13 protein-coding genes are annotated in these 17,901 nt (G+C 64.1%); 7 read left to right on the top strand and 6 right to left on the bottom strand.

From position 1 onward, the window contains the following. Genes AC1Q5B_RS03160 through AC1Q5B_RS03150 form a run of 3 tightly spaced genes read right to left on the bottom strand, consistent with a single transcriptional unit; the run spans position 1 to position 3,850 of the window. On the bottom strand, positions 1–1,644 hold the full coding sequence (locus tag AC1Q5B_RS03160) for a hypothetical protein (RefSeq protein ID WP_492630277.1): 1,644 nt from the start codon (positions 1,642–1,644) through the stop codon (positions 1–3). 45 nt (positions 1,645–1,689) lie between these two features. Next, positions 1,690–2,541 (bottom strand): DUF2272 domain-containing protein, encoded by an 852-nt coding sequence (locus AC1Q5B_RS03155; protein ID WP_492630276.1) that lies wholly within the window; start codon positions 2,539–2,541, stop codon positions 1,690–1,692. Positions 2,542–2,596: 55 nt separating this feature from the next. After that, positions 2,597–3,850, bottom strand: a complete 1,254-nt coding sequence (locus AC1Q5B_RS03150) for a hypothetical protein (protein ID WP_492630275.1) — start codon at positions 3,848–3,850, stop codon at positions 2,597–2,599. 377 nt (positions 3,851–4,227) lie between these two features. Between AC1Q5B_RS03150 and AC1Q5B_RS03145 the strand changes: the two genes are divergently transcribed. The 4 genes from AC1Q5B_RS03145 (at position 4,228) to AC1Q5B_RS03130 (ending at position 12,588) form a co-directional block, all read left to right on the top strand. Further along, positions 4,228–4,731: an anthrone oxygenase family protein gene (locus AC1Q5B_RS03145; protein ID WP_492630274.1), complete on the top strand. Its 504-nt coding sequence runs from the start codon at positions 4,228–4,230 to the stop codon at positions 4,729–4,731. A 410-nt stretch (positions 4,732–5,141) separates the two neighbouring features. Then, on the top strand, positions 5,142–10,478 hold the full coding sequence (locus AC1Q5B_RS03140; protein WP_492630273.1) for an RHS repeat protein: 5,337 nt from the start codon (positions 5,142–5,144) through the stop codon (positions 10,476–10,478). Further along, positions 10,475–11,428 (top strand): RHS repeat domain-containing protein, encoded by a 954-nt coding sequence (locus AC1Q5B_RS03135; protein ID WP_492630272.1) that lies wholly within the window; start codon positions 10,475–10,477, stop codon positions 11,426–11,428. Before AC1Q5B_RS03140 ends, AC1Q5B_RS03135 begins: the two co-directional genes overlap by 4 nt. A gap of 668 nt (positions 11,429–12,096) precedes the next feature. After that, the gene (locus AC1Q5B_RS03130; protein ID WP_492630271.1) at positions 12,097–12,588 is read left to right on the top strand and encodes a hypothetical protein; all 492 of its coding nucleotides are present in this window, start codon (positions 12,097–12,099) and stop codon (positions 12,586–12,588) included. A 316-nt stretch (positions 12,589–12,904) separates the two neighbouring features. On the opposite strand, the gene AC1Q5B_RS03125 is transcribed toward AC1Q5B_RS03130, so the two are convergent. After that, positions 12,905–13,690 carry a DUF5694 domain-containing protein gene (locus AC1Q5B_RS03125; RefSeq protein ID WP_492630936.1) on the bottom strand — a complete coding sequence of 262 codons (786 nt, stop codon included), beginning with the start codon at positions 13,688–13,690 and terminating at the stop codon, positions 12,905–12,907. 702 nt (positions 13,691–14,392) lie between these two features. Here AC1Q5B_RS03125 and frmR point away from each other — a divergent pair. The 3 genes from frmR (at position 14,393) to fghA (ending at position 16,792) form a co-directional block, all read left to right on the top strand. Continuing rightward, the gene (gene frmR / locus AC1Q5B_RS03120) at positions 14,393–14,668 is read left to right on the top strand and encodes a formaldehyde-responsive transcriptional repressor FrmR (RefSeq protein WP_492630270.1); all 276 of its coding nucleotides are present in this window, start codon (positions 14,393–14,395) and stop codon (positions 14,666–14,668) included. A gap of 29 nt (positions 14,669–14,697) precedes the next feature. After that, complete coding sequence (locus AC1Q5B_RS03115; RefSeq protein WP_492630269.1) at positions 14,698–15,807, top strand: S-(hydroxymethyl)glutathione dehydrogenase/class III alcohol dehydrogenase; 1,110 nt, start codon at positions 14,698–14,700, stop codon at positions 15,805–15,807. Positions 15,808–15,955: 148 nt separating this feature from the next. After that, entirely contained in the window at positions 15,956–16,792 is an 837-nt protein-coding gene (fghA, locus tag AC1Q5B_RS03110; protein WP_492630268.1) for an S-formylglutathione hydrolase, read from the top strand. A gap of 60 nt (positions 16,793–16,852) precedes the next feature. On the opposite strand, the gene AC1Q5B_RS03105 is transcribed toward fghA, so the two are convergent. Further along, entirely contained in the window at positions 16,853–17,542 is a 690-nt protein-coding gene (locus AC1Q5B_RS03105; RefSeq protein WP_492630267.1) for a Dph6-related ATP pyrophosphatase, read from the bottom strand. Next, a complete protein-coding gene (locus AC1Q5B_RS03100) occupies positions 17,542–17,886 on the bottom strand; it encodes a hypothetical protein (protein ID WP_492630266.1) in 345 nt (114 codons plus the stop codon). The genes AC1Q5B_RS03105 and AC1Q5B_RS03100 overlap by 1 nt, the downstream gene beginning before the upstream one ends. Positions 17,887–17,901: the final 15 nt, after the last annotated feature.

Genomic DNA, 17,901 nt, shown 5'->3' with positions numbered 1-17,901 from the left:
CTATTCCGCACAGGGCGCGATGGGTGTCAGCGTGTACCGTTCGGTGCCGTTGTTGCATCGCGTGCCCATCGGCGTCTTGACACACCCATTGCCGGTGCCGGTCATGGTGCCACCGTTCTCATCCGCCGATACCGAATAGGTGCCGTTGCCGTACACGCCGATCCCGCCCATGTTGCCCTGGTAGCGGTAGGAGCCGCCTGTCTCGTCGCTGGGCGTGAACGTCACCGTGTTGCCGCCGCCGCTAATGGTGAAGGTGTCGGCCAGGTTGCAGATCGTGCCGGTGCCATGGAAGGCATCGAGCCCGCCGGCCGCGGTGTAGGCCTGCGGCCGCTTGGTATCGAACTCCAGCGTCGCGCGGCCGACGCCGCGCTTGCTGCGCGCCTCGAATGCGATGGTGGCTTCCTCGTTCTTCTTGTCCGGTCCCGCATAGGCGTACTTCGCGTCGGCCGGCACCTTGCCGCCCGCAGGCTGCAGGCTGGCGCCGCCGCTGAGCGTTGCGGTGACGGTGCCGCCGGCCGGCGCGCCGTCGGACCTGGCGCGGGGGATGGCCTCCAGGTCGAAGGCGGTACTCGGACGGATGCCTTTGCGCTTGCCGGGACTGCTGGTGACCTTGAGCTCCACGCAGCGGCCGCTTTCCCACGGACCGCCTCCCTGGCCGACACCGCGCAGCATCATCTCGGCGACCATCTGCAAATAGAGAAAGGACTGCTCGGCCAGCTGCGCGGCGTGTTTCACCTCGTCCATGTGGAAGATGCTGAAGCCGCTGTGGTCGCCGAAATCCTCGTAGCCGCTGCCGGGTTGGCGCCCATAGCCCATCCTGACGTCGAAGGACTGCGGCTTGCCGCCGACCGTGCCGCCAGCGGACATCGTCATGCTCGCCGTCGATCCGCCGTTGTCCTGGATGAGGTGCGCATCGTTGTCCAGGAATCGCTCGAGCTTGAACTCACTGCGTACGTGCCCGCCCACGCCCGCCTGGCCGACGACGCTCATCTGCGAATCGACGTTGAGCGTCACCGTCAGCTTGCCTTCCGGGTCGGGGCAGGCATCGATATGGACCTTGATCTTCATCTTGCCGGACAGACCGTCGGTGGCCTTGCCCTCGAATTCCAGCGTCTGGTCCAGCGAGCCGTCCGCGCCGAAGGCGAGCTCCGCGCCGCCCTTGCCGTCGGCACCCAACTTCACCGGTCCGGCCTTGGCCAGTTCGGCCAGTTGTTCGTCCGACATGGTCTGCACCGCTCCGTTGACCATGCCCCCCGCGATCAGCCCGCCGAAGGCGCCCACCGCCAAGCCGGTGAATCCGGCATCCATGCCGCTGCCATCGAACGCCACCGGAATCATGCGAGGCGCATCGGCCTGCGCGCCGCGCAGCGCACGCTCGTTCTGTTCGCCCCAGGCCTTCAGCGCGGCGACCGCCTTCGTCTCGCCGCCGAGCGCGTCGACCATGCCGGTGGCTTCCATCACCCGGTAGTGAACCAGGTAATCGAACAGCGCCATCCGGCGAAGCGTGGCATCTGCGTCCGTGGCGCGGAACGCGTCCCTCTGCGCGGGCGTCGGCATCAGTTTCGCGCGATTGTCAGGCCCGCCCGTGTCGGGTTCCGCCTGCGGACGCGAACACGCGGCGATCGCGGCGACGGCGGCTGACATCAGGAGAACCTTAGCGGATGCTTTCATGAGCGTGTGCCTGCTGGTTCAGTGTGGGGAAGCGGCGAGCAACGTCTGCGTCTCGGTGGCCCTGAGTTTCAGCAGCGCCGCCCAGTCCTGCCGGTTGAGGTTGCAATGTGCGGGCACGTCGGGGCTGCACGGCGCATCGCCCGCGCTGCGCACAGGCAGGTCGGCGAAGCGGCCCGTCTCGTCCAGCCGCAGCATCCGCAACGCGACCGTCTGCTGCACGTTGCCGCCGACCAGCCACGCCATGCCGGCCTCCGTCGCGACGACGATGTCGCAATGCATCGGCAGGCCGTCGCCCGCATCGAGGACGCCGAGCAGACCCGGATAGCCCAAGGCACGCGCCTGTCCCCGCACGTAGCAGAGCAGGTCCCCGGCTGCAGGCGCCGCCTCGTCCGGTGCGACCAGCCGGTAAGGCGCGGTCGGCGATGCGCGGCGTGCCGCTCGCACGTAGTCGACATGGCGGGACGAGGCGCCGAAGCCCGGCACCCGCGCCTGCCGCATCACCCACGACACGAACGCGGCCGACCACGGCGTGTCGACCACGAAGCTGCGGCATGCCGCGCCCGCACCGCCACAGCCGCTGCCGAGTCCGCTGCCATTCCAGTACGTGGCGACCTTGCGCCAGGCCGGCGCGCCGTCGGCCAGCGCATCGTTCTCGGCTTCGTACACCGCCTGTCCGCTGGCACGACCATCCGCATCGATGAAGGGGCGGAACCACGCATGGTTTTCCTGGCAGGCGATGGCCGCGATGCGCGTGGCGACGTCGGCCGATCCCAGCTGCGTACGCAGCTGCGGACAGGGATCGGCCGCCTTCGCGAAGGGCGCGTACCAGAGGGTGGCGAGAGCGAACAGCAGCAGCAACGTGGGTTTCATCGGACGTCATCCATGGCGGGTGCGGGCAGGCGGACGACCTGCGCGCGACCGGGGTTCAGAAGTTCCTCAGCAGGCCGCGCAGCAGTTTCTTCGCGCCGCCTTCTTCCTTCTTCTCGGGATCCTGCTTGCCGTCGCCATCGCCTTCGTCGGTGGGCATGCCGCCCATGTCGCCGAAGTCCATGCCCAGCATCGCCACGGTGGTGGCCTTGGTCCGCACGCGCACGTTCCATTCCGGATCCCACGGCTGCTTCGGATCCGTCGGTTTCGGCGGCCAGGCGATGTTGGTCTCGGGGCCGTAGGCGATCATGTTGAGCGAGGCGAAGCCGCCCTGCTGTCCGGGCTTGGCCGTGCCCTTGAAGATGCCCTGCGGAATCGCGCAGTTCGTCGTGCCCGGTGCGAGCAGCACCTTCTGCTTCAGCCACTTGTCGATGTACGAGCCCGTCAGGTAGTTGACCAGCTCATGGCCCGCGCCGGGCACTTCGGCGCTGCTCCACACGGTGAAGTTGCGTTCGTCCTGCATCGCGATCGCATTGAGGAAGTAGGCCTTCGCGCGATCGACCGGCTGCCAGCTCAGGCCGATGCTGTCGGTCAGTTCGCCGCGCGTCTGCAGTGCGATCTTCGGCATGAAGTCCGCGCTCTGGCCCAACTCGAACTGGAGCGACGCCGGTATGCCATCGCCGGTGATGCGGTGCTGGCCGACCATCGACGAGCGCTCGCCGACGCGCTTGTTGTTCTTCAGGTTGGGCCACAGCGCGTAGCTCGGATTGACGTCGATGTCACGGTCGGGAACGAACAGGCCGGGTGCGATCGCGCCGTTCTGCTGGAACTGTCCATCCTTGATCTTCAGCGTCATCACCTTCGGCTGGCCGGGGCGCACGGTCGCGCCGCAGCCCCAGTACTGCCGGACAGTGACCTCGATGTCGTGGATCTCGTGCTCCTTCCGTTCCTCCACGTTCTTGCCGGGCGGTGGCGGCAGCAGCGACAGCGACTTGCCGACGCCGAGCCCGGCCGGTACCGCCTGCTCGGCGGGTACGCCGGGCTTGAGCCGGTTGTGCAGGGCGATGTCGAGGACGTGGCCCTGCGTGGCCGGGATGTTGCGCGATTGCGGATAGCCCTGCGGCCCCTTCTCGCCGCCCATCATCCGGCCTGCCAGACCGCCCAGCATGCCCATGTCGGGCATGCCGGCCATCGAATGGGTGGCGACATCGATCCAGACCTGCGTTTCCGGTCCGGCGGGTGGCGCGCTGCTCGCCGGCAGGGCGATCAACAGGGCGGTGGCGAGAGCGGGTTTAAGCGGCGGGCGGCGCATGGCGAGGAGCTCCTGGTGAAGGCGATGGGGTGGTATGCGAAGGAATGCGTCCACAGGGGACACGCGCCTGACACATCGCATCGGCCCGATCGGAGGACCGATGTCGTGGGTTCTCGGGACGTCGACGTTGGCCACCGGACCGTCTGGTGGCGCCGATCCAGGTCGCTCTGCCGCCTCCCGATGTGCAGGGCGATACGTCGGCTTGTTCGCCGTACCCGGGCGGCCTAAGATCCAGCGGCATCGAGTCGGCACGTCATCCGGAGCGCGGTGCCCGGTTGGCTATCCGGAAGCGGGCAGATGGTCGTAGAGGTCCATCCGCCGCGGGAATGTCCATGCACTGATGGGGAAGCGGCGCGATGTCGTTACGGATTCGCATCATGCAAACCATGCTCTGGGCTTCGACGGTCGCGTGGGGCGTCGGGCTCGGGGCCAAGGTTTTTGATCTTCTCGTCGTGGCGGGTGCCTGGGGGGCGTCTCCCCCCGATTCGTTCGCGTTGTTGCCTTATGGGCCAAAGTACCCGGTGAATCCGGGAAGTTTCTTCCAGCCGCTGTCGGTGCTCATGGCGCTCACCCTGGCGGGCGCACTCATCGCGGGGTGGCGGCAGCCCCGTCCTCTTCGCCGCTGGCTGATGACGGGCGTGTCCGCATTCGTAGTGATCTGGGCGATCACGCCCACGATCTTCTGGCCGATGATCAATGCCCAGTACGCCATCGCAACCGGCAAGGCGATCGCCAGCGCCGCCGAGGCTGACGAGTTGACGGCGCGATGGATTGCATGGGATTGGTTTCGTGTCGCGCTCATCGCGGTCGGCTTCTTCGCATCCTTGAGGGCCCTCACGCTGGCGACCGTGGGCCTCGTCCAGACGGAAGGGGACGTCTGAACATCTTCCGGGCTCGCGCTGCTTTCCATAGCGACACCCGCACGTGCTTGCCCGTCCGCTTCTGGCCGTAAGCTGCCATTTCGGTTAAACCAATGGAGCCCACCGCTGACTGCCGCCGGCGCATCTGACAAGTCGGCTGGCCAGTCTGACTGTTTGGCTTACGCCGGTCGGTCGACAGTTCGGCGAGTGACGGACTGGTTCGACAGCGAATAGAAATGTAAGAAAAACAAAGCTGTAAGAGTTTTTTGTATTCTCAGGTAGCACTCTCGTTGCGTTGCGGGTGATAAACGCGGGGCTGGCCGAGACTCTCGCTGCGGGATGCCCGTGGGTCGCGTAAATGCATTTAGCCAGAACGGCGGGTAACGTCGTCTCGGGGAAATGGACCAGGGGTGTTAGGGATGCGACGTGTCGTGTGGTTGCTGCTGGTGCTTGTCAGTTTCAATGCTTACTCACAAGCGCTCGATGACCTTGAAGCCATCGAGGACTACAACAAGAAGATCCAGTCGGCGCAGATGGTTGCGCCTATGTCGGGTGACTCGTTCGGAGAGAGTGTCAGTCTCTACGACGGAACCGTCACCTTCAGTGCGACCGATATCGATGTGCCGGGCAACAGCGACCTTCCGGTTCAGTTGAGCCGCTACTTTAAGGTCATGAATCGCAAAGACGAGTACGGCCTCCCGGGAGTTGCCGATTGGGAGCTCGATACGCCGCGCGTATACGGCGAGTTTTACGTCGACAAGGGCTGGAAGACGAAAAGCACCTCGCCCTACAGTCGGTGCTCTATCCCCGCGATTGCAGACGCCGCCGCCTTGATCAACGGCAGCGAGAACAACGGCACGATCCACGACATCTGGCACGGCTACCACATGCATCTTCCCGGCTCCGGCGATCAGGAAATGCTGGTCGCCCCGGATGCCAAAGTGCCCGCGATCCAGGATGGCGGGACCTACCCCTGGATCACGCGCGACTTCACCCGCATCGGTTGTCTCGCCTCGACCAAGAATGGTTATCCCGGCGAGGGCTTCGTTGCGTTGACAAAGGATGGGACAAAGTACTACTTCGACCACGCCATCACACATGCGATCAAGGGGTACAAGGTCGGCAAGCCGCCCAACGTCAGTTTCGTGGGTCGTACGCGCGTCTACCTGATGGCCACACAGGTCGTGGACAGGTTCGGCAACTGGGTGAAGTACCACTATTCCGGCGACTTGCTCACCAGCATCGAAGCCAGTGACGGAAGACTGATCTCGCTTGCCTACGTCGATGGGCGCCTGGCGACTGCGACCACGAACGGTCGTACCTGGGGTTATGCGTATGAATGGAGCCAGGCCTATCCGAAAAGGACGGGCGACTACCGGTTGCGCACGGTCCAGTTGCCAGACACCTCCACGTGGGGATACCGGGTGGAGGGCACGCTAATGCCTAAGCGCGAACCGCCACCGGATGGCGGTCAGAACACGAGCTGCCGCTCCGAGACCGATCGGCTCGACGGCGCCTTCTCGATGAGTGTCGATGCACCTTGGGGGGCAACGGCGACGTTCGGTTTTAGTCACACGCGTCTCTACCGCGGCCACACGCCCATCCATCCCTGCGACACGCCCCCGGGTGTGCCCGAGCTGCTTCCTTACATCCCGCATTTCTTCGACAACTACATTCTCGGCAGCAAGACGGTTGCGGGGCCCGGTCTTACTCCGGCGACCTGGTCCTATTCCATTGGTCAGGGTACGAGGAGCATCTATACGACCGGCGGCCCCAACGATCCCTGCACCGGCTGTACGCCGTCCAAGATCACCACTGTCACCGCGCCCGACGGTGTCAAGACGCAGCACGAATTCGGCATCCTGTATGGGCTCAACGAAGGTCGGTTGCTGTCGACCACAGTGAAGGACGCAGCAGGCGCTACCGCTACGACATCCACGACGACCTACGTTACCGACACGGAAGTCGCTGCGCAGAAGTTTCCCGCCCAGGTAGGGTCGACGCTGCTGCATCTACCCAATGCCCTGGCCAACAGGATTCGCCCGGTCAAGCAATCGGTATTGGCCCAGGATGGCGTGACCTACACCACCACGATCGACGCCGGATGCGACGGTGTGCTGTGCTTCGATGCCCTGGGGCGTACGCTGCGGAAGACGGCGTCCAATACGCTCGGATACAGCAAGACCGATGCGACCGCCTATCACGACAACTACGTCCGGTGGGTACTGGGACAGGTCGCACAGGTCACCAACCTCAACACCACCCCGAACCTGATCGTCTCGCGTACCGAGTACGACGCCGCGAGCGTCCTGCCATTGCGTCGCTATGCCCCGGGGACAGCCGCCAGTCCGGGCGCGCTGGTCCAGACGGTCGGCTATAACGCGGATGGCACGGTCCAGACCATCAAGGACGGCAACAACTTCACGACAGTGCTCTCTGGCTGGCATCGCGGTATACCCGGGTCCATCCATTACCCGGCCACCCCGGACTCTCCGTCCGGCGCGGTGGAATCCGCCGTCATCGACAACAATGGATGGGTGCGCTCCGTCACTGATGAGATGGGTTTCGCGACGGGCTACGACTACGACGTGATGGGCAGGCTCAAGACCATCACCTATCCGACAGGCGATGCCGTCAGCTACAACAACTGGAACGGAACCTTCGCCTCGGTTAAGACCGCCGACTGGCGTCCGCCCGGTGTCGCGGACGGGCAGTGGGTGCGTACGGAATGGCAGGGCGACCTGCGACGCTTCACATACATGGATGCCCTGTGGCGGCCTGTCCTGAGTTATGAGTACGACGAGAGCAGCCAAGCCGCAACCCTGCGTGCAACGCGTACGCAATACGATCCTGCAGGCAGGACCGCGTTCGTCTCGTATCCGCACAACACGATCACGCCTCCAGCGCAAGGAGCTTGGACCACCTACGACGCTCTGGGCCGCGCGACGGCAGTGTCTCAGGATAGCGAGCATGGTGTACTGACGACGTTGACGGAGTACCTCGCCAACCATCGCACCAGGGTCACCAATCCGCGTGGATTCCAGTCCGTCACCAGCTACCAGGTGTTCGGCAGTCCGAGTCTGGACCGACCCATGTCGATCCAGCACCCGGAAGGTGCGTTCACGGACATCACGCGCGACATCTTCGGCAAGCCCTTGTCGCTGACGCGCCGGAACGCCGACAGCAGCCGGTCCGTCACGCGTCGGTACGTCTATCAGCTGGATCAGCAGCTCTGCAAGACCATCGAGCCGGAGACGGGCATCTCGATAATGGGCTACGACAATGCCGGCAATCTGGTGCGCAGTGCGGCGGGCCTGGCGGGACTGGGCGACATCACGCAGTGCAACGCAGCCGATGCCTGGGCCAGCGGTCGCATGGTGCAGCGCACGTACGACGCACGCAATCGACTGACCAATCTCTACTTCCCTGATGGTCGCGGCAATCAGTCGTGGAGCTATACCAAGGACGGATTGCCGTCGCAGGTCATCACCTACAACGCATCCTCCAGTGGCGATGCGGTCACCAACAGCTACTCGTACAACCGTCGCCGGCTGCTGGAAGGAGAGGCGATCTCCCAGTCCACGCCGGCAACGGGTGCTCAGACGCGCAGCTTCGGCTACGGCTACGACAGCAACGGCAGCCTGGCACTCCATAGCTATCCCACCGGGACGCTGGTTCAGTACGAGCCCAATGCCCTTGGGCAGGCGACCCGTGCGGGAAGCTACGCAACGGGCGTCCAGTACTATCCCAACGGCGGCATCAAGCAGTTCACCTACGGAAACGGCATCGTGCATTCGATGACGCAGAATGCGCGGCAGTTGCCCGCCCGCAGCGTCGACGCCGGTGTCATGGACCTCGATACGAGGTTCGACGTCAATGGCAATGTCAGCGACATCTACGATGTGGCCCGCGGGGCCCACTACGACCGCCATATGCAGTACGACGGTCTGGATCGTCTAACCATCGCAGGTTCGTGGGTGTTCGGCGGCGATGCCTGGCATCGTTTTACCTACGATGCGCTGGACAACATGACGTCGTGGACGCTGGCCGGTGTAAAGGACTATTCGCAGTACATCTACGATGCCAGCAACCGGCTGGGCAACATCAAGAACAGCGGCGGCTCGACCATTGTTGGTTTCGGCTATGATGTGCAGGGCAATCTGCAGAACAAGAACGGCCAGCAGTTCGTCTTCGACTACGGCAATCGCCTGCGCTCAGCCGTCAACAAGGAGGACTATCGCTACGACGGTCATGGTCGACGCGTGTTGTCGACGGCTGCGCAGGGCGAGATCCTGTCGTTGTATGACATGGGGGGCGTGCTGAGACGGCAGGAGGACGCACGGCAAGGCAAGCACACGGACTACATCTACCTGAGCGGCAGCCTAGTCGCGCGCGTCAACACAGTAGTGGCACCGGGCACGCCGCTCTTGACTGTGCCCGGCTACAGCACGGCAGGCAACTACGATGTGCAGTGGACTGCGATCACTGCCGCAAGCCATTACGAGGTGCAGCAGCAAGCCAATGGGGGTGCTTGGCAGGTCGCCTATAGCGGTTCGTCGCTGTCGCTGGGCAGGAGCGGCATGGCCAGCGGCACCTATGGCTATCGCGTGCGCGCCTGCAATCCCTCGGCGTGCGGGAGCTGGAGCGGCACCGCCAACGTGACCGTGGAGCTGGCCCCTGCATCGGCACCCAGTCTGTCGGTGCCGGGCACCGCGCTCAACGGTAACTACATGGTGTCCTGGACCGGCGTGTCGGGTGCGACGAGCTATCAGTTGGAGCAGAACACCAATGGCGGTGCGTGGGCCAGCGCTTATTCGGGCGCGGCTAGCTCGCAGTCTTACGCGTCGGTGCCGGCGGCCACGTACGGTTACCGCGTCCGCGCCTGCAATCCGGCCGGATGCTCTGACTGGTCCGCCAGTGCATCGGTGGTGGTGATCTATCCGCCTGCGGGTGTGTCCGCCGTTTCGGCGACGCCCACGCTGAGCAATACGGGCAGTTATACGGTCAGCTGGACCGGCGTGGCAGGCGCCACGACCTACCAACTGGAAGAAAGCGCGCTGGGTGGCGGTTGGGCGTTGGTCCTGAACCAGCCGGTCGGTGGCTGGTCGGCCTCCGGCAAGATCGCGGGTAACTATCTCTACCGTGTGACCGCGTGTAACAGCGCGGGGTGCGGTGCCACGTCCAGTGCGGTCACGGTGCAGGTCGTGTTGCCGCCCACACAGGCACCGGCGGTGTCGGTGCCGGGTTCGCTGATGGTGGACAACTACACGGTCAGCTGGACGGCGGTCGGCGCGGCCACGAGTTACCACCTGGAAGAACGCGTCAATGGGGGGGGCTGGACCTTGGTGCACGATGCTGCGGCCGCATCCAAGGCATTCGCAGGCAAGGCCAACGCGACCTACGGCTATCGCGCACGTGGCTGCAATGTGGGCGGATGCGGGCCTTGGAGCGCGGAAGCCAGTACGGTGGTCAACGTGCCGCCGGCAATTCCATCAACACCGTCGGGCCTCTCTGCTAGCCGGCACTTCGATGACAGTACGACGCCGGGCAAATGGGTTGCAGACTTGAGCTGGAGTTCGTCCTACGGTTCGACCTACTACGAGTTCCAGGAGAAGAGAGGGACTGCAGCGCCGACGACGTTCACTGCGCCGGCCAGTCCGACCTGGTATCGACGACAGAACGTGGGACCGAGCGTGGCGCTGACCTATTGGATCAGGGCCTGCAGTACGAACGGCTGCTCGGCCTGGTCGGCGGGGGTGTCGCCATGAGCCACTTCATGACAGGCGTGATTCGTAAAGCGGCAGCGCTGTTGCTGGTTGTGATCGGATGTGTATCAGGTGAGGCTCATGCGCAGACAACGGTGGAATATGTCCACACGGATGCATTGGGTAGCCCAGTTGCGGTGACCGATCAGGCGGGTGCGGTCATCGATCGGAATGATTATGAGCCGTATGGCACAGTCATCGGCGAGCCGAACTATCAGGGCGTGGGGTTCACGGGGCACGTCCAGGACGCGGCCACGACGTTGACGTACATGCAGCAGCGTTACTACGATCAGCAGTTGGGCATATTTCTCAGCGTCGACCCAGTGACTGCTTACAGCAATCCTGTGGGGCAGTTTCATCGCTATCGCTATGCCAACAATAGCCCTTATCGTTTCACCGATCCCGACGGACGACAGAGTAACGAAACCGCTCGTGAAAATAGGGCCTCGATATCATCAAGGTCTCCGGCGGCACAGTCCTTCATGAAGCTGGGATCGGGCATGGAAAGTGGATCGTCGGGCGCTCAAAACCCACAAGTCTCAAAGGTGGCCTCCCCCTTACAGGCGGCGCAATCAGCTCAGTCTAGCCCCGCTTTCCAAGACGACCGTAACACTGAGAAACCTGGCTATCTTCGGAGAGCTTGGCAGGCTTTTGGTGATGTACTGAAGGTAGGTAACCTTCCTCTGACTCGCGCGGGTGACGCAATCGATAACTCTCCCGCTGCGAAAACTGCCGTGATTGGCGCAGCCGGAGCCGCGCAAGCCGGCACTCCTATCGTGAAGCCGCTCGTAGAGAGGGGAGGGCAATATGTCCTAATGTATGAAGTGTCAGTGGTGCTATCCGCCGTGGCCGCAGGACTGATTATTCCAATTCAGGATATGCAAGGCCCGGACGCGCCCCTTAACTTCCTTGTTCCCCCGGAATCACGTAGGACAGAAGAGGCGAAAGACTAATGTCAATTTTATCCAGCAGAAAGGCTTACGTGATCACGTTTCTCGGTTTTGTCGGACTTCTCACTATTGATACATTAACGGGATTGGGCTTGATTTGGCTATGGGGCATCTTGGCAATATTTTTCGCTATCTCTGCCATTAGATCTAAATGATAGGATTTCTTTGGAAAATCATTTCCAAGCAGGGCTTAGAGTAGGTTTTCTGCTGCTGGTCAACTCCACGCCCTCGCCGCCTCCAACATCGCGACCAGATTGACGTGCTTCGCGATGCTCCGCTTGCCGAAGCTGGAGGCGTAAACCGTGGGATCAGATCGCTTGGGCTCAGGTCCATAGGTTGGGGAGAGCTAGCGACCCCAACTAGGTGGAGTAACGAGCGGCAATGGAGCGCCGGCGGACTCGCCAAGAGGGCGGCACCCACCTCTTAACCGTTATCGCGCGGAACGTCCTGCTGCGTTATCGATGAGAACTCGGCAATGCGGGGTCCGCGTGCCGATTGGGCTTGGCGATATCGGGGTTCGTTCCATTCACCCGCTTCTGGCCGATACCCGACATGCAGCTTGGGATGTCCGCTTCCGGCCAACAGCCGACACGCTAGGACTGTGGTTTGACTAAGCGCGTTTACCTCTAGAGGCTACTTGCTTCGCATGTGGACCATCGAAGGTGAGCGACATGGAAAGCGTCTCTAAAGCGTCATTGGCAAGAGCGGCCTTCCAACTTGCTTTGGGCCTTTTGCTCTGCGCTGCATTCGCGGTCACCGCGACATCGACGCCAGCGCCACTACCTACGGCCGCAATGATGCCGGCAGCTGACCGCCTCGAGATCGAGCAGCAACTGACCGAAGAGGTGCAGGCACGGGTCAACCGGCAGAAGCGGATCGAGGGACAAAGCAAGGAGGTGTCCGCCCACGTCAAATTCGACATTTCCAGCAAGCGAGTGATCGTGGATCTGAGCCGCGGATACGTCCCCAAGTACGCCGGAGGCGAGCTGGAAGACCTCGAAGCGCAATTGAGGATCGTCGTTGAAGAGCTTTTGATGGACCTGGTGGACTTCAGCGGCGTCCAGTTCCGCTACGACGGAAGATCAATCCAGTACTTCCATCCCGATCCGCCACGGCCGACTTTCCGCTCGTCGACCCTGAGGCCGGCGGTCCCCACGCTCTGACGGTATATCGTCAGCAAGTCCGCTTCGACCCAAAGCGGACATCCACCGCCGCGCACGCTCTACACTCTGCTGGATCCGGTTATTCATCGGCTTGTTAGCCGTACCGAGCCGCCCTAAGATCGAGCCGTATCGAGGGGATGGCCCACCATACGGTGCGCTGTGGATAGCGCTCGACGGCATCACGCCAGCCAGCCGCAGGGCGCCACTTTTGGCGATTGTTGATGGAGGATTGCCGCTCAAGCTGCCCCCTTCTTCTTGATTCCTTCCGTTTTAGTTTCGTAGCGCGACAGACCTGCCGAACGGCGCACGCTAGCCGTCACGGGGTCAGGTAAGGCACCACATCCTCCGCCACGCGCTGGCCATCGATCGCCAGCAGGTCCTTGAGGATCGCGGTGTGCCCCGCGCCGGCGATCACCAGCACACGGCGCCCCGGCGCAGCAGCGGTCTGCACGTTGGCATACATGCGGAAATTGCGATGCCACCAGCTGGCCGACGCATCGGCGCCGACGAAACTGTCGCCCGCATCGACCGCATTGGTAAAGATGTAGAGATTCTTGTTCTCGCGATCGCGCTCCGGGTCGTTGGTCAGCCGCAGCAGTTCGTGCAGCGGCAGCGTGGTTTGCTCCCGGGTCGTGCGCTCGGAAAGCGATGCGAACACCGCGTCCATTTCCGCTTTCTGAGCGGGCGCGTGCGCACTGACGTACGCGAACAGCGACTCGCCATTCCATTGCACGTTGCCTTCGTCGAAACAGGTCACGCCAGCGAGACCCGCTGCCCGGGCCACACGAAACCCGATCTGCTGCGTCTCGTCGACGTCGAGCGCTGCCGTTCCGTCGCGCCACGCGGCGTATGCGGCATCCTGTTTCGCCTGTGCCGCAGGCTCGCATTCCACCAGGACGTCGGTCGGAGCGAACCCGGCAATTCGTGTCGCCAGGCCCGTCAAATACGCCTGATTTTCGTCAGTGGAGACATCGACGACCTTCGACTTGACCACGTCCAGGCCAGGATTTTCGAAGTGGAACACGCCCAGCATCATCACCTTCGCCGGCTCAGACTCCACCGCCCGCCCCGTTCCCGGCATCAACGCCGCGCACAGCAACACCAACGCACACCACCACCGAGCAACACCCATCACACACCCCAATCAGAATAAAGACATCCCTATCATGATGCCTCCGGCCCCCAGATCGTTTAAACGTAGGGTGGGTCCTGGCCCACCATCACGCCCCCACCGCTCCTGTGTCTCCAAGTCTCCCGCATCGCGTCTTCGCAATACCCGCGCCCGCGACATCGTCCGCCCCGAAAAGCCAGAGACCATCGCCAACCCGCGATCGGACAGCACCCCACGTCGATGGTTACGACGTAATGCACCAGCCACTTTTTGCTTTCGTGCCGCGGGCGCAGTGCGCACGGGATGGGTTGCACGAAGTCGGCATGGCGAGCGATGCAGGCATGCATGGGCGGATCAGGCAGGGCCATGGCCGCTGCAGTCGGTGGCGTCTGCGGTGTGCGCTACCCGCTGAGTGATCAGAAGGCCGCAGATTGGGCGACCCACTCCTGAACTCTGCAGCCGCGTCGGTACCTCCCCCTCAACCCGTCCCAGCGCTGCCACGAAGGCCGCCCCCTGCTATACCGGTTCCAAAGCCGCGCGTGCCAATGGCGGTGGACCATGGGTTGGTCCACCGGAGTGACCCTAGTTGGGTCCTTGGGTCGCAACCAGGGTCTTCCGTTCAACCGTCGGCTCGCTTTGCCCCGACGGAACGATCGTCCTATACTCCCCCCCACTATTTGAGGGGTCAGCCTCATGCCGCATTCGCCCGCCGACAAGAAGAAGGCGCTCACGCGCGTGAAACGCATCCGCGGACAACTCGATGCGCTGGAGCGCGCGCTGGAGCAGGGCGCCGATTGCGCGCCCGTGCTGCAGCAGCTCGCGGCCGTGCGCGGCGCGGTCAACGGGCTGATGTCGGAGATCCTGGAGAGCCATCTGCGCGAGGAGTTCGCGCACCCGGCGTCCACCCCCGAACAGCGCGAGGCCGGCATCGACGCCGCCGTCGCGCTGGTCCGTTCCTATCTCAAGTAAGCCCCTTTCAAGCAAGCAGGAGTGCCACCATGAAATCCCGTGCCGCCGTCGCCTTCGCCGCTGGCGAACCGCTGAAGATCGTCGAGATCGACGTCGCCCCGCCGCAGAAGGGCGAAGTACTGGTGAAGATCACCCACACCGGCGTCTGCCACACCGATGCGTTCACGCTGTCGGGCGACGATCCGGAAGGCCTGTTCCCCGTCGTGCTGGGTCATGAGGGCGCCGGCATCGTCGTCGAGGTCGGCGAAGGCGTGACCAGCGTGAAGCCGGGCGACCATGTCATTCCCCTGTACACCGCCGAATGCGGCGAGTGCCTGTTCTGCAAGAGCGGCAAGACCAATCTGTGCACGTCGGTGCGCGCCACCCAGGGCAAGGGCGTGATGCCGGACGGCACCTCGCGCTTCTCCTACGAAGGCCAGCCGCTGTACCACTACATGGGCTGTTCGACCTTCAGCGAGTACACCGTGGTTGCCGAAGTCTCGCTCGCGAAGATCAACCCCGACGCGAATCCGGAACATGTCTGCCTGCTCGGTTGCGGCGTCACCACCGGCATCGGCGCCGTGCACAACACCGCCAAGGTGCAGGCGGGTGATTCGGTCGCCGTGTTCGGCCTCGGCGGCATCGGCCTGGCGGTGATCCAGGGCGCGCGCCAGGCCAAGGCGGGCCGCATCATCGCGATCGACACCAATCCGTCGAAGTTCGAGATGGCGCAGCAGTTCGGCGCCACCGACTGCGTCAACCCGAAGGACTACGACAAGCCGATCCAGCAGGTCATCGTCGAGATGACGGGATGGGGCGTCGACCATTCGTTCGAATGCATCGGCAACGTCAACGTCATGCGCGCGGCGCTGGAATGCGCGCATCGCGGCTGGGGCCAGAGCGTGATCATCGGTGTCGCCGGCGCGGGACAGGAGATCAGCACGCGCCCGTTCCAGCTGGTGACCGGCCGTAAGTGGATGGGCACCGCGTTCGGCGGCGTGAAGGGTCGCTCGCAGCTGCCGGGCATGGTCGAGGACGCGATGAAGGGCGATATCGAGCTCGCGCCCTTCGTCACCCACACCATGCCGCTCGACGGCATCAACGAAGCCTTCGACCTGATGCACGAAGGCAAGTCGATCCGCTCGGTGGTGCATTACTGAGGCGTTGTCCCCTTCTCCCTCCGGGAGAAGGGGCCCGCAGGGCGAATGAGGGTGCGGCCGCGCCCGCCGCGTCCGCACCTCAGCGGCTCCGCCGTACCCTCACCCCAACCCCTCTCCCGGCGGGAGACGGGCTACCCAGGAACTTGCGATGACACTCCAACGCATCGAACACCGCGCCTGCTCCGGCGGCTGGCAGGACGTTTACGAACACACATCCCGCACACTCCGCTGCACGATGCGCTTCGCGGTCTACCTGCCTCCGCAGGCCGAGAAGGAAAAGCTGCCCGTGCTGTACTGGCTGTCGGGCCTGACCTGCACCGAGCAGAACGTCATCACCAAGGCCGGCGCGCAGCGCTATGCGGCCGAGCACGGCGTGATCCTGGTCGCGCCCGACACCAGTCCGCGTGGCGACGATGTCGCCGATGCCGAGGGCTACGACCTCGGCAAGGGTGCGGGCTTCTACGTCAACGCCACGCAGGCGCCATGGGCGGCGCACTACCGCATGTACGACTACGTCGTCGACGAGCTGCCCGCACTCATCGAAGCGAATTTCCCGGTCACCGATGCGCGTGCGATCAGCGGGCACTCGATGGGCGGCCACGGCGCATTGACGATCGCGCTGAAGAATCCCGGCCGCTACCGCAGCGTGTCGGCGTTCTCGCCGATCGTCGCGCCGTCGCAGGTGCCATGGGGCGAGAAGGCGTTCGGCGCCTATCTCGGCGACGATCGCGAGATCTGGAAGCAGTACGACACCGTCGAACTGGTCGCGCAGGCGACGGAGCGGCTGCCGCTGCTGGTCGACCAGGGCGACGCGGACGAGTTCCTGCACACCCAGTTGAAGCCCGAACGGCTGCAGGCGGCGGCCGAAGCGGCCGGCCATCCGCTGACGCTGCGCCTGCAGCCCGGCTACGACCACAGCTATTACTTCATCGCCAGCTTCATCGGCGAGCACATCGCGCATCACGCCGCGGCATTCAAGTCGTAGGGCGGGCTCAAGCCCGCCGCCCGGTGCCTGCCGGAGAGCGAGGCTGGGCCAAGGCCCACCCTACGGACGTGCGTCGGCGAGTGCGTAATCGGTGAAGGCGAAGCGCCCGTCCCGCAGCTCGGTGTCTCCCTGCACCAGCTCGAGTGGCGCGTCGAACACCGGGCCGGCGGAGACGCAGGTGTGGAATTCGCCGTTCTCGCCGCAGGGATCGACGTCCACCGGCAAGTCGCGAAGCAGGGCCTCGTCGAAGGGGCGGCCGGCGAATGCGGTGTCGAGTTGTTGCGTATCCACGCAGCACAGTCGGGCGCGAAGCCCGCCGGCGATCATCTCCCGCGCCAGCGCGCCGGTGTCCATGCCGAACAGTGGCGTCAGTACGTCCCAGCCGATGTTCGCCAGGTTCCGCACGCGCCAGGCGCGGATGTCCTCGAGGAACAGGTCGCCGAACGCCATCGTGCGAAGGCCGGCCCAGCGCTGCGCGGCTTGCACCAAGGCATCGGTCATGGCCTGTACGTAGTCCTCGTTGGTGCAATGAGCGGGGATCATCGCCTCGATCAGCGGCAGGCCGGTGGCCTTCGTCTGCGCGTGCAGCACGCTGCGGCGGATGCCCTGCATCGATACGCGCTGGTCGTCCTTCGTCACCGTGGTGAGCAGGCCGACCACGTGGATATCGTCGCGCTGGCGCAGCACATGCAGTGTCCATGCCGCATCCTTGCCGCCGCTCCAGGCGAGCAGCACGGGGGTCCGTGCCATCAGGCCGCCGAGACGTCCCGCAGCTCCCAGGCGTGTCCCGCCAGCAGGCGAAGGCGATGCTTGAGGACCTGTCCCGGGATGGAGGAGGTCGCCACCAGCAGGATGCTCAGATCGTCCTGCTGGCCGCGCACCGTGGCGCCGTCATCGATCACGCCAAGGCCGGGGTCGACTTCGTCCGGTTCTTCCTGGCGGGCGCGCCAGCGGTCGAACAGGCTGCTGGTGCGTAGCGCATGCTGCAGCTGGGCGGCGAATTCGTCCGCGCCATGCGCATCGAAACTGAAAGCCGGATCGCCGCCGCGTGCGCGGCCGGGATCCGGCAGGCTGATGTAATAACGGACGGCCATGGCACCCCCGGTAGA

It is taken from the genome of Pseudoxanthomonas sp. GW835-FHT14C01, from assembly GCF_058793715.1.
This window is presented reverse-complemented; position numbering and strand designations above follow the sequence as displayed.